The organism is Pseudomonas sp. P7779 (genome assembly GCF_013386315.1).
Taxonomy (GTDB): Bacteria; Pseudomonadota; Gammaproteobacteria; order Pseudomonadales; family Pseudomonadaceae; genus Aquipseudomonas.
In genome coordinates this window covers 1-12,882 of record NZ_JACARZ010000092.1, presented here as the reverse complement: position 1 = coordinate 12,882, position 12,882 = coordinate 1, and the positions used below count along the sequence as shown (strand labels likewise).

Genomic DNA, 12,882 nt, shown 5'->3' with positions numbered 1-12,882 from the left:
AACCCGCTCGACGGGAGGTTACCGCTACTGGCTGAAGGCGCCTTCGGAGAGCCGGGTCTCGATGGTGACTTCGGCCGTGGTCATCAGCTTGTGCACCGGGCAGCGATCCGCCACGCGGTGCAGCTCGTCGCGCTGCTCGTCAGTGAGTACGCCCTTGAGGGTCAGTTTGACGTTGAGCTTGTATTTGCCCTTTTGCTCTTCGGTGCTGTCATGGGTGACTTCCACGGTCACGCCGGTCAGCGGTATGTCTTTTTTCTGCGCATAGAGCTTGACGGTCAGGGCCTTGCAGGACGCCAGTGCGGCGTCGAAGTAATCGTGGGGGGAGGGCGCCGAATCGTCGCCCCCCAGGCTCTTGGGCAGGTCGGTAAACAGCTCGTGGTTATTGATATTGACGCTGTGGCGGAAGTTTTCGGCGTTCAGCGTGTTCACGGTAACAGGCATGGCAAACCTCACAGGGTGGCAGGAAGAAGCTCATGCAGTTATAGAGCATGCTGGCACGTTGGTGTTCCCGTTGTTTACCGCTGAACCCGCAGGCGCGGTCCGAGGTCTACCGGCATTAGCCCTTGTTTGAGATACCCCCGTGCGCCGGACCCGCCTGAGTATTGCCCTGTTGCTGACCGCCGCAAGCCTTGCGGTGCAGGCTCGCGACTATGCCTACAGCGATGCACACCTGCATTACGTCGATTTCTTCCAGGAGTCGGCGGGCATGGATAAATTACTCAAGGCCATGGCCGATAATCGCATCGAGCACGTGATGATTTCCGGCATACCGGTGGCCAAGAAATGGCATGAGGACGAACCCAAGCGGCCGCGCTATTACGCCGGGGACGACGCCGACGCCTATTGGTACAGCGCCACCGACGTGTTCGTCGCCGATGCGGTCAATAAACTGAGCCCGGAGCAACGTCAGCGCTTTCATCCGTTCCTCAGTGGTTTCAATCCCAACGATAAAAATGCCGCATCCCATATCCAGCGCATGCTCGATCTCAATCCTGGGCTCTGGCAAGGCATCGGCGAAGTCTTCACCCGTCACGACGACCTGACCGCGCTGACCTCCGGCGACACCCCAAGGGCCAACAACGAGGCGATGACCCGCATCTATCACCTGGCCGCGGAGAATGATCTGCCGGTGATGGTGCATTCCAACATCACCTCCAAGCGTGAGAAAAATCCGTTGTACCTGGCGGAAATGGAAGAGCCGCTGCGTAATCACCCGCACACCCGGTTTATCTGGGCCCATGCGGGCAGCAGCATGGAGATCCATCGGCACCAGACGCAGATGGATTTTTTGCTGCCGACCCTGGCGCGCATGCTGGAGGCTTACCCGAACCTGTACGTCGACCTGTCCTGGAGCGTGCTCACGCCTTACTTGCTGGATGAGGCGGGAAAGGCACGCCCTGAGTGGGTAAAACTGGTGGAGCGCTTCCCGGACCGCTTCATGCTTGGCTCAGACGTAGTAGGACGCTTCAACAAGCTCGGTAAGGAAATGCGCAGCTTTGACCCGTTCCTCGATGCGTTGCCTGAGGATGTGGCCAGAAAGGTCGCACGGGACAATTTCCTGGCGATTCTGCCCAAGCCCAGGTGATGGGTTTAGCTGAATCGCTACAGGCGGGGCGGGGCGATCATAAGGCGTTTTGATATCGCGTTTTCGTCTTAGGCAAACGTCTCAACTCGCCGATACCTTTCAAGAGCCCGCTGCAGGTGGATGCAGCGCTTTTGGAAGGATTCCGAGCATGAATATCAGAAGTCTGAATATCGCCCCTCGCGCCGGCCTGGGGTTTGGTTTGCTGGCGCTGATGGTGTTTGCCCTGGGCGGGTTCGCCTTGTTGCAGATGGGCAATATGCGCCAGCAGTCTGACCAGGTGGAAAACAACTGGCTGCCCAGCGTGATGGCGGTCGGCGAGATGAATCAGGACCTGCTGCGGGTGCGGGCCCTGACGTTGCGGCTACTGCTTAACCGAGACCCGCAGGCAATCACGCAGAATGAGCAGAAAATCACCGAGCTGAAAAGCGGCCTGCACAAGGCTCAGTCCCTCTATGAAGGCTTGATCGTGCTGCCAGAAGAGCGGGTGCTGTTCGATCGCTTTAAAACCGAGGAAGAGCGTTACCTGCAGCGCCAGGAACAGGTGATGGCGTTTTCCCGGGCGAATCAGTTGGAAGACGCGATCAAGGTGGTCAACGGCGAGATGAACCAGTTGGCCGACGAACTGGCCGGTACCCTGCGTGAGCTGGTGACGTTGAACAAGGTCAGTGCCAATCAGGCGGCGAGCCTGGCGCAAAGTGTGTTCACGCAATCGCGCAGTTGGGTGGTTGGCATGATTGCCGTGACGGCGCTGATCACCATCGGCCTGGCATTGTTGCTGACCCGCAGTATTGTGCTGCCGTTATCCCAGTCTTTGAAAGTCGCCCAGGGTGTGGCCAGTGGCGATCTGACCGGGGTGATTACTGTCAGCGGCCAGGATGAGCCGGCGCGTTTGCAGCAGGCGCTGAAAAGCATGCAGGAGAGCCTGCGGGAAACCATTCGGCGTATTTCCGATTCGTCCAGCCAGTTGGCGTCGGCTTCCGAAGAGCTTAGTTGCGTGACCGAAGATGCCACCCGTGGGTTGCATCAGCAGAGTCAGGAAATCGAGCAGGCGGCTACTGCGGTGAACCAGATGACGGCGGCGGTGGAGGAGGTGGCGAGCAATGCGGTGGCCACTTCACAGGCGTCCCGTGAGTCGGACCGTATTGCCCAGCATGGTCGCGAGCAGGTGCATCAGACGGTGTTGTCGATTGAGTCCCTGGCGGATGATGTGACGGCCAATGCGACTCAGGTGGAGGACCTGGCGCAGAAGGTGTATGGCATCAGCAAGGTGCTGGATGTGATTCGTTCGATTGCCGAGCAGACCAATTTGCTGGCGCTGAATGCCGCCATCGAAGCGGCGCGGGCCGGGGATGCCGGGCGTGGGTTTGCGGTGGTGGCGGATGAGGTGCGGGCCTTGGCGCATCGTACGCAGCAGTCGACCCAGGAAATCGAGCAGATGATCATTGGGATTCAGCAGGGGACTGATCAGGCTGTCAGCTCCATGCAGCAGAGCAATACTCGGGCGCGGTCAACGTTGGATATCGCCAAGTCTGCGGGGACGGCGCTGGAGGAGATTGCTTCGGCGTTTACCCTGATCAACGAGCGCAACCTGGTGATTGCCAGTGCCTCGGAAGAACAGGCGGCGGTGGCGCGGGAGGTGGATCGCAATTTGATGAATATTCGCGATTTGGCACAGCAGACGTCGGCGGGGGCGAACCAGACCAGTGCGGCGAGCCAGGAGTTGTCGCGGTTGGCGGTGGATCTCAACACGATGGTGGCTCGGTTTTCGGTTTAGGTTGTTGGGGCGGGGCATATCCGTTGCTGCGGTCACGGCGGCTTATGGTTTCGCTCTTACAGCGAGTCACTTTGCAAAAAAGCGGCAAAGTAACCAAAGCGCTCTGCCCCGCCTGTCGGCGGGGCGCCTAAGATCAAAAGCAAGAGCACGGCGGCCTGGAAGCCGACCTGAGTGTTAGAAGCAAAAGCAGAACCGCTTTTCTGTCGGAGCCGGCTTGCCGGCGAAAACCTGAGAACGCCGCGTTGAATCAGGATGCCAGCGTCATCGTTAACGACCTTCGCGAGCAAGCCCGCTCCCACATTGGACCGTGCCCGTTTTAGCTTTTGATTTTGCTTCTAAACACTCAAGCCTGAGCGAGGTGCCGAGTGATCGGGCAAGAGCGTTTTGCTTACTTTTGACTGGGCACGCATTCCGGCTTTCAAAAGTGAGCCACTGTAAGCGCGGTAAACGGGTAAAAAAACGCCCCGAACCAGTCGGGGCGTTTTCAGGCGATCAAGCTGCGAGAGCTTACTTACCCTGCCAGCGTTTCAGCACCAGGGTGGCGTTAGTGCCACCGAAGCCGAAGCTGTTGCTCATCACTGTATTGATGGTCGCATCTTCACGAGTCTTGGTCAGGATAGGCATGTCAGCCACGTCCGGGTCCAGTTCCTCGATGTTGGCAGAACCTGCCATGAAGTTGCCTTCCATCATCAGCAGGCAGTAGATCGCTTCGTGAACGCCAGCGGCGCCCAGGGAGTGACCCGACAGGCTCTTGGTAGAGCTGATCGCCGGAGCCTTGTCGCCGAATACCGCACGCACGCCTTCCATTTCCTTGGAGTCGCCGACCGGAGTCGAAGTACCGTGGGTGTTCAGGTAGTCGATCGGGGTATCAACGGTGGACATGGCCATCTGCATGCAGCGGATGGCGCCTTCGCCGCTTGGCGCAACCATGTCGTAGCCGTCGGACGTCGCGCCGTAGCCGACGATTTCCGCGTAGATCTTCGCACCACGGGCCAGGGCGTGTTCCAGCTCCTCGACCACCACCATGCCGCCACCGCCGGCAATGACGAAGCCATCACGGTTCTTGTCATAGGCGCGGGAGGCTTTGTCCGGGGTTTCGTTGTACTGGGTAGACAGGGCGCCCATGGCGTCGAACAGGAACGACTGGCTCCAATGTTCTTCTTCACCACCGCCGGCAAACACGATGTCCTGCTTGCCCAACTGGATCTGCTCTACAGCGGTACCGATGCAGTGAGCACTGGTGGCGCAAGCGGAGGAGATCGAGTAGTTCACGCCCTTGATCTTGAACGGTGTGGCCAGGCAGGCGGAAACGGTGCTGCCCATGGTCCGCGTGACGCGGTACGGGCCAACGCGCTTGACGCCTTTCTCGCGCAGGATGTCCAGCGCTTCCATCTGGTTCAAGGTCGACGCGCCACCGGAACCGGCGATCAGACCGGTGCGTACGTTGGACACCTGGTCTTCGCTCAAGCCGGAATCGGTGATCGCGTCCTTCATGGCCAGGTAGGCGTAAGCGGCTGCGTGGCCGACGAAGCGATAGATCTTGCGATCAATCAGCTCTTCGAGGGGCAGGTCGATGGAGCCGGAAACCTGGCTACGCAGACCCATTTCGGCATATTCCGGGTTGAAGCGGATGCCAGGGCGACTTGCACGCAGGTTAGCGGAGACGGTCTCTTTGTCATTGCCCAGGCACGAAACAATGCCCAGACCAGTGATAACGACGCGGCGCATGCGGATAACCCTTAAAAGTTGTCAGTGGAAGTGAATACGCCGACCCGAAGGCCTTCGGCAGTATAAATCTCGCGACCGTCGACAGTCACCGAACCATCGGCAATGGCCAGGTTCAGCTTGCCCTTGAGGACGCGCTTGATTTGAATGTTGTAAGTGACTTTCTTGGCGGTCGGCAAGACCTGGCCAAAGAACTTCACTTCGCCCGAACCCAGGGCGCGACCGCGGCCCGGCAGGCCTTGCCAGCCCAGGTAGAAACCGACCAGCTGCCACATGGCGTCAAGGCCCAGGCAGCCCGGCATCACCGGATCGCCTTCGAAATGGCAGGCGAAAAACCACAGGTCAGGGGTGATATCCAGCTCGGCGACCAATTCACCTTTGCCGTACTTGCCACCCTCTTCGCTGATATGGGTGATGCGATCCACCATCAGCATGTTCGGGGCGGGCAGTTGCGCGTTACCTGGGCCGAACAGCTCACCGCGACTGCAGCGCAGCAGGTCTTCCCGAGTAAAGGCGTTTTGTTTGGTCATGCGAGCTCCTCAATAATCCCATGCGGCAGGGCAGGGCAAATCTTCCCGGCCGACTGAAGCGTTCATGCCTCATATCGGCAGCCTACACATAGACTATTGCGTTGTAGTGAAAGTCACAGCGTCAAGGTCATGAATGTACACTTGTGCACTGAAATTATAAACCGGGCCGGTTTACGGGCCCGTTCGGGTGCCTAAGACTGCCGCACTTTCGTCTTTCACGCCAGTCGCAGTTGGCTGATGGCACCGTGTTACTGCACCCATCTCTGCAGGATTTGCTGCAAATCCGTGCGTTTGAACGGCTTTGCCAGGTAATCGTTCATTCCAGCTGCCAGGCAGGCTTCGCGATCGCCCTGCAAGGCATTGGCCGTGAGGGCAATGATTGGCAGCTCGGCGCAACCGGGCAACTGGCGAATCTGCCGGGTAGCCTCGTAGCCATCGATGCCCGGCAGTCGGCAGTCCATCAGGATTGCGGTAAAAATCAGGCTCTCGGCGCTGCGAATCGCTTCGGCGCCGTCGGTGGCGATGCTCACCTCGAACCCCAGGCTGCGCAGCATGGCTTCGACCACCGTGCGATTGACCGGGTTGTCTTCCACCAGCAACACGTTGCGCCCTTCGCCCGCACGGCCATTGCCTTCGGTATTCGGCGCGAGCAGCGGCAAGCTCTGCTGGTAGATCGCCAGCGGGATTTCCAGGGTGAACACCGAGCCGTGGCCTTCTTCGCTCTGGGCGCGCAGGGTGCCGCCCATGCGTTCGGCCAGGGTGCGTGCGATAGGCAGTCCCAGTCCGGTGCCGCCGTAACGTCTTGAAATGGAACTGTCGGCTTGCTGGAACGCATCGAACATCAGTTCCAGGCGCTCGGCGGAAATGCCAATCCCGCTATCGCGCACGGTGCAGGTGAACCACAGCAGTTCATGGTCCAGGGTCTGCCAGTGGGGTTCGACGGTGACGGTGCCCTGCTCGGTGAACTTCAGGGCATTGCCGATCAGGTTCACCAAAATCTGCCGGATGCGGGTCGGGTCGCCCTGTACCTGCAGCGAGCCCAGGCCCTGGGGGATCGGCACTTCGAGCGCCAGCCCGCGTTGTTGGGCGGCGTGCTGGAAGGCCTGGGCGCAACTGCTGATCAGCTCCACAAGGTCGAACGGAATGTGCTCAAGCTCCAGGGCCGCGCGCTCGATGCGCGAGAAGTCGAGGATGTCGTTGATCACCTTCAGCAGGTGTTCGGTGGACTCCGAGGCCAGCGCCGCGTATTCGGTCTGTTCCTCGGTCATGTCGGTGGTTTCCAGCAGTTGCAGCATGCCCAGCACCCCGTTCATCGGCGTGCGCAATTCATGGCTCATCATCGCCAGGAAGTCCGACTTGGCATTGTTCGCCCGCTCGGCTTCTTCGCGGGTCTGGATCAACTGGGCCATGGCCTGGTGCTGTTCACGACTGGCCTGGTTCAAGCCATCGGCGAGGTTATTGATGTGGCGCGACAGGTCGCCCAGCTCCGAGTCATCCACGATGGGCAGCGGCGTCTGGTAATCGCCCTGCTGGATCGCCTTGACCGCATTGCCCATGGCGCTGATCGGTTGCGACAGGCTGGCCGCCAGGCGCCGGGCCAGCAGGAAGGTAAACAGCAGGGCGAACAGCGCGAGAATCCCGGCCTTGAACAGGATTTCCTGCTGGCGCTGGCTGAACGCATCGTTGGACATGCCGACAATCACTCGCCCCAGGTAGTCCGCGCGCGGGGCCTTGGGCTCGGCAGTACTGTCCTGGAAGAAGTCATTGCCCAGCTGGATATGTTGCAGGCGAATCGGCGCCTGGAAGACTTTCACCGACAGCGAGCGATCGTGCTTCTCCGACGGTTGCTCGACATACACCAGGATATTTTCTGCGCTGTCCTGAATCTCCAGGAAGCGCACGTGCGGCGTGGCGAGGGTGGCCCGCAACAGGCTTTCAAGCACGTCGTTGTTGCCGGAAATCACCCCGTATTCGGTGGCCGGCGCCAGTTGGTTGGCGATCAACTGGCCGGTGTGGTCCAGTTCCTGGCGCAGGTCCTGGATCCGCACGAAGGTGAAGAAGCTGATCAACAGCAGCGTCAGCAGGAGTGCCGGGCCCAGGGTAATGAGCTGGGTCCGGGTGTTGATGTCCCAACGGCGACGAAATGTCATGGGCGTTTTTCTCCTTCGGCCAGGCGGGCGGCGACGTTGGTTTCGTCCACCTGTTCGATCCCCAGTGAGCGCGCAACCTGCGGGTTGCCTACGACTTTGAAACGTTCCGGGTACAGCGAGCGCGGCCAACTGGCCGGCGCATGATCCAGCAGGCGGTCGAGCACATCCAGCCAGTCGGTCTGATCGCTGTAGGTGCTGGCCAGGCTGCCGGCCTTGACGAACCCGGCGTTGGGCCCGACCAGTGGCAATTGCCTGGCGTAGCTGCTGAGCAGCAGGTTTTTCGCGGTTTTCGGGTTGTACAGCTGGGGATCATCCAGCCCCAGCAAGACGTCGCTGTTCTTGAACAGGCTTTGCAGCGGGCGACTGTCATTAATGTTTTCCCAAAGCTGGGGCACGATCTCCAGGCCCATGGGCGCGGCGTACTGGCGCAGCTCGCGCAGCAGGAACTCGCTGTCGATGCCATAGAGCACGCCGATGCGCCGGGCCTGAGGCAGGATGCCGGTGATCAGGCGCAGTTGTCGGTCCAGCGGTGGGTCGCTCCACAGCAGGCTGATCTTCGCAGGCAACGTGGCACCCAGGCGCTGGCGCGCTTGCAGGCGGCTGATGCGCAGCACCAGGGTCGGTGGGCCCTGGGCGTCTTGCAGGCGCCAATCAAGGCTGGGCAAGTCCAGCAGGATCAGGCGGGTGCTGGTCGGCAAGTTTGCAGGGGCGGGCAGGTCCTTGAGCGGGGTGAACTTCACGCTGTCTTCGGGACGCTGCAGGGCCAGGGCCTGGACGAATGTTTGTACGCCCGGGCCGTCTTCGTCGGCGGTCAGCATGATATCCGCTGCCCATGTCGGTGCGCCGAACAGTAAAACCCCAAGCAACACACAGCACCGCCAGAGCCGGGCGGTAAAGGGCAGGGTCATCCGTGACGAGTCGCTGTCCACTAGAACTCTAACTCCGCACTGAAGTAGAGCACGTGGCGTTGGTCATAGTTGTTGTCGGGCCAGGTGGTGGGCTGATTGTCGAGGCGTTGTTGCAACATGCCGGCCAGCTCCACGTTGGCTTTGCCCAAGGCAATGCGCTTGGCCACCCGCAGGTCGACCCGTTCGAAGCGATACTGGTTGAGCGCATCGTCGCCATAGTAGAACACCGCGCTGGACCAGCCATGGCCCCATTCCCGCATCCAGCCGGCCGAGCCGCTGTTGCGCGCGGTCTGCTGCCTGTCCAGAGGGTTGGTGGCGCTGGCATCCACGTAAGCATAGGTGACGCGCAGCCGGTCGGCAGTGCTCATGTGCCAGTCGAGCTGGGTTTCGGTGCCGGTAAAGCGCGAGCTGTTCGAGTTGCTGGCGATGTACTGGTTGTTGCGCAGCGGCTCGCTGACCATTTCGCTGATTTCGTCGTAGAACAGCTTCACGTCGACGTTCAGCCCGATGTCGGCAAAAAAGCCGTTGTAGCCCAGCTCCCGGGAGCGCATCAGCTCTTTGTCGAGGTTGCCCGGGCCGCGGGTCACCACGAAGTATTGGCCGGAGTTCTGGCCGTAGGCCGGCGAGCTGAGGTTGGTGACGCGGTAGCTCCAGTTGACGTTGTTCTCGAACATGTCCGGGGAGCGAATGGCTTCGGAGTACACCGCGCGCAGGCCGTGGCGCGGGTTGATCAGGTAGTTGACGGCCACCCGTGGCGTCAGCGAGTTGCCGCTCAGGTGAGTGTCTTCGTACATCGCGCCGCCCTGCAGCAGCCAGTGTTCGCTGGCCCGCCATTCCAGGTGGCCGAACAGGCGCCAGGTGGTGTCGTCCAGGGTGCCGTTGAAGTAGGTGTCGGAGTCGGCGCGGTCGTAGCGGTAGTTCATGCCGCTGACCAGGCGCAGGCTGTCGGACAGGCTGAGGGTGTCTTGCAGCTCCAGGTCGTAGCGGCTTTCCTTGGTGCTTTGGTCGATGTTGCCGCAGACCGGATCCTTGCCGCCGTCCCCCCATTGCTGGAGCACCTGGCGGGCCAGTGCCTGCTCGGCGGCGCTGCCGGGTGGAAGGTTGCCTGGGTTGAAGTTGTTCATGTGCCGGGCCAGTCGCTCGGCATAGTTGGGGTTGAGCTGCCACAGCTGCGTCAGTTCCGGGCTGAACGAGACCTTGGCATCGCACGCGCGCCAGATCTGCCGGCGATCCCATTGCTGGGCCGAACCCTGGATATACAGGCTGTGATCGGGGTTGAAGTCGAAGTTCCAGCGCAGGGAACCGGCATAGTCCTTGGCGCTGACGTCGGAATTGTTACCGCCTTCGGTAATCCCGTCGAACACCGGTTGGTAGGTGTAAGGGCGCTGGTTGGTGCCTTCCTTGGCGTCCAGTTGCCAGTCGATGCTTTGTTGCGCATTCAGGGTCTGGCTCACGGCCAGGCTGAAGCGGTTCAGGCGGCGCCCGTCGCGGCGGTCAGCGCCCACGCGGTCGCTGTCAAAGCCATCGTCCTGTTGACCGGAGAGTGACAGGCGCAAATCGCCGGTGTCCCAGCCCATGCCCTGGCTGGCGTACCAGTCGTTGATCCCTCGGCCGCCCTGGGTGAGTTTCATCCGCGTGCCATGGCTGTTGGCCGGCGAGCGGGTGAGGATGTTGACGACGGCCATCAGCGCGTTGGCGCCGTAGCTGACGGTATTGGGGCCGCGGAAGACCTCGATGCGGTCGATGTCTTCCAGGGCTACCGGAATATCGCTCCAGTCCACCGTGGCCAGGCCCGCGCGGTACACCGAGCGCCCATCGATCAACACCTGCATGCGCCGCGCATCGCCCGCCTGGGTGCCGTGGTAATTCACGGCGGCCTGGTTGCCGGTGGTGTAGCCGACCATCATCCCGGGCACCAGCCGCAGCAGCTCGGGGATATCCCGCGCACCGCTGGCCTTGATCAACTCGGCGTCGATCACCGTCATGCTGCCGGGCACGGCGGCGGCCGATTGCTTGAGCCGGGTGGCGGTCAGCACCTGCGGCAGCGGCTGGCTGTCGAGGAACAGGTCGTCAGCCAGCACCGGCACACTGCACCACGGCATGCACAACAACGTCAGCAGAAGGGATGAGCGAGGAGGAGGGCCCAAATACACGGCACGGCCTTGATAATTACGGATAGCCGCCCATGTTAACTGAGGTGGGGCCTTTTGCCAGTCGTCGGCCCTGTAATTACTTCGCACAAATGTCGCATTTTCCGACAAGCGTTTGAATTGACGCGGGGGCTGGCCGCAGGCGGGTCGCTCCGTATAATGCGGCCATCGCCACTGCTATGGATTAACGGATTGCATATGACTGAACAGCGCCCTATTGCGGTCCTGGGAGGCGGAAGTTTTGGTACCGCCGTGGCTAATCTGCTGGCTGAAAATGGTCACCGGGTGCGTCAATGGATGCGTGACCCCGAGCAAGCCGAAGCCATTCGGGTCAACCGGGAAAACCCCCGTTACCTTAAAGGCATCAAGATTCTGCCGGCCGTGGAGCCGGTGACTGATTTACAGGCGACGCTGGACGAGTGCGACCTGTGCTTCGTCGCGCTGCCCTCCAGCGCCCTGCGTTCGGTGCTTGCACCCCATGCCGAGCGGCTGGCGGGCAAGCTGCTGGTGAGCCTGACCAAGGGCATTGAGGCGCACACCTTCAAGTTGATGAGCGAGATCCTTGAAGAAATCGCCCCCGAAGCGCGGATTGGCGTGTTGTCCGGGCCGAACCTGGCGCGGGAAGTGGCTGAGCACGCGCTGACCGCCACGGTGATCGCCAGTGAAGACGAAGAACTCTGCGAGCGGGTGCAGGAGGTGCTGCACGGTCGCACCTTCCGCGTGTACGCCAGTGCCGACCGTTTCGGCGTCGAGCTGGGCGGGGCGTTGAAGAACGTCTACGCGATCATCGCCGGCATGGCGGTTGCGCTGGGCATGGGTGAAAACACCAAGAGCATGCTGATCACTCGCGCCCTGGCCGAGATGACCCGGTTTGCGGTCAATCAGGGCGCCAACCCGATGACCTTCCTTGGCCTGGCGGGTGTGGGCGACCTGATCGTCACCTGCTCGTCACCGAAAAGCCGCAACTATCAGGTCGGTTTTGCCCTTGGCCAGGGCTTGAGCCTGGAAGACGCCGTGACGCGTTTGGGCGAAGTGGCGGAAGGCGTCAACACCCTGAAGGTGCTGAAGGCCAAGTCTCAGGAGGTCGGGGTGTATATGCCGCTGGTTGCCGGGTTGCACGCGATCCTGTTTGAAGGGCGCACCTTGAACCAGGTCATCGAGTTGCTGATGCGCGCCGAGCCGAAGACCGATGTCGACTTTATTTCCACCAGTGGTTTCAACTGAGGAACGCGTCATGAACGATCCGAAAGCAGCTCCCAAGTACGAATCCATTGGCCTGCGTGTGCTGTGGATGCTGGTGTTTGCCCTGGTGTGGCAAGTGGCGCAGTTTCTGCTGGGCGCGCTGGTGGTGGTGCAACTGGTTTATCGCCTGGTGTATGGGGCGCCGAACCTGGGGCTGATGAATTTTGGTGACAGCCTGAGTCAGTTCTTGGCGCAGATTGGGCGGTTTGGCAGTTTTCACAGTGATCAGAAGCCTTGGCCGTTTGCCGATTGGCCGACGCCCCGTGCACCGGAAGGTGAGGCTGCCCACAGTGTGCCGCCTGCACCGCATCCGGCGCGTGATGAGGAACCCAAGCTATGAAGGTGTGGGTGTTGCGTCACGGTGAGGCCGAGGGGCATGCGCGTACGGATGCCGAGCGTAATTTGACGGCCCATGGGTGCGATGAGGTGTTGCGCAGTGCGGCGCATCTGATCGGGCAGCCGATTCGGGCGATCATTGCCAGTCCGTATGTGCGGGCGCAGCAGACGGCGCAGTTGGTGCGGGAGGCGTTGGGGTTTGAGCCGGATGTCCGCACTGTGCCTTGGTTGACGCCGGAGAGTAATCCGTTGGAGGTGCTCAAGCATCTCGACAATGACGATGATGTGTTGCTGGTTAGTCATCAGCCGTTTGTGGGGGGGCTGATCAGTTATTTGCAGCATGGGCATTTTCGGCAGCCGCAGGCTATGAGTACGGCGAGTTTGGCGGAGTTGGAGGGGGATTTTCCGTTGGCGGGGTTGATGAGTCTTTTGAGTGTTCGGAATCCTTAATGTTGGTTTTGGGTACATATCCGTTGCTGCGG

General features: G+C 61.0%; 11 protein-coding genes. 5 read left to right on the top strand and 6 right to left on the bottom strand.

Annotated elements, in window-relative coordinates:
- Positions 1-24: 24 nt before the first annotated feature.
- On the bottom strand, positions 25-441 hold the full coding sequence (locus tag HX869_RS25050; protein ID WP_003210558.1) for an OsmC family protein: 417 nt from the start codon (positions 439-441) through the stop codon (positions 25-27).
- A 139-nt stretch (positions 442-580) separates the two neighbouring features.
- Between HX869_RS25050 and HX869_RS25045 the strand changes: the two genes are divergently transcribed.
- Both HX869_RS25045 and HX869_RS25040 read left to right on the top strand, forming a co-directional pair.
- Positions 581-1,585, top strand: a complete 1,005-nt coding sequence (locus HX869_RS25045) for an amidohydrolase family protein (RefSeq protein WP_008434016.1) — start codon at positions 581-583, stop codon at positions 1,583-1,585.
- A 148-nt stretch (positions 1,586-1,733) separates the two neighbouring features.
- Positions 1,734-3,359 carry a methyl-accepting chemotaxis protein gene (locus HX869_RS25040; RefSeq protein ID WP_178903806.1) on the top strand — a complete coding sequence of 542 codons (1,626 nt, stop codon included), beginning with the start codon at positions 1,734-1,736 and terminating at the stop codon, positions 3,357-3,359.
- 507 nt (positions 3,360-3,866) lie between these two features.
- Here the strand turns inward: HX869_RS25040 and fabB are convergent.
- The 5 genes from fabB to HX869_RS25015 form a co-directional block, all read right to left on the bottom strand.
- Entirely contained in the window at positions 3,867-5,087 is a 1,221-nt protein-coding gene (fabB, locus tag HX869_RS25035; RefSeq protein WP_003210553.1) for a beta-ketoacyl-ACP synthase I, read from the bottom strand.
- Between the two features lie 11 nt (positions 5,088-5,098).
- Positions 5,099-5,614: a 3-hydroxyacyl-[acyl-carrier-protein] dehydratase FabA gene (gene fabA, locus HX869_RS25030; protein ID WP_003210552.1), complete on the bottom strand. Its 516-nt coding sequence runs from the start codon at positions 5,612-5,614 to the stop codon at positions 5,099-5,101.
- Positions 5,615-5,862: 248 nt separating this feature from the next.
- A complete protein-coding gene (locus tag HX869_RS25025; RefSeq protein WP_178903805.1) occupies positions 5,863-7,764 on the bottom strand; it encodes an ATP-binding protein in 1,902 nt (633 codons plus the stop codon).
- Positions 7,761-8,672, bottom strand: coding sequence for an ABC transporter substrate-binding protein (locus tag HX869_RS25020; protein WP_178903804.1), 912 nt, complete (start codon positions 8,670-8,672; stop codon positions 7,761-7,763). Before HX869_RS25020 ends, HX869_RS25025 begins: the two co-directional genes overlap by 4 nt.
- Positions 8,673-8,692: 20 nt before the next feature.
- Positions 8,693-10,825, bottom strand: coding sequence for a TonB-dependent siderophore receptor (locus HX869_RS25015; RefSeq protein WP_178903803.1), 2,133 nt, complete (start codon positions 10,823-10,825; stop codon positions 8,693-8,695).
- Positions 10,826-11,020: 195 nt separating this feature from the next.
- On the opposite strand from HX869_RS25015, the gene HX869_RS25010 reads away from it, so the two are divergent.
- From HX869_RS25010 to sixA, 3 genes are read left to right on the top strand one after another with little or no spacing between them, the layout of a single operon-like run.
- Positions 11,021-12,046 (top strand): NAD(P)H-dependent glycerol-3-phosphate dehydrogenase, encoded by a 1,026-nt coding sequence (locus HX869_RS25010; protein ID WP_003210548.1) that lies wholly within the window; start codon positions 11,021-11,023, stop codon positions 12,044-12,046.
- 10 nt (positions 12,047-12,056) lie between these two features.
- Positions 12,057-12,404: a DUF4389 domain-containing protein gene (locus tag HX869_RS25005; RefSeq protein ID WP_003210547.1), complete on the top strand. Its 348-nt coding sequence runs from the start codon at positions 12,057-12,059 to the stop codon at positions 12,402-12,404.
- The gene (sixA, locus tag HX869_RS25000) at positions 12,401-12,850 is read left to right on the top strand and encodes a phosphohistidine phosphatase SixA (RefSeq protein ID WP_177081012.1); all 450 of its coding nucleotides are present in this window, start codon (positions 12,401-12,403) and stop codon (positions 12,848-12,850) included. The genes HX869_RS25005 and sixA overlap by 4 nt, the downstream gene beginning before the upstream one ends.
- Positions 12,851-12,882 lie beyond the last annotated feature (32 nt).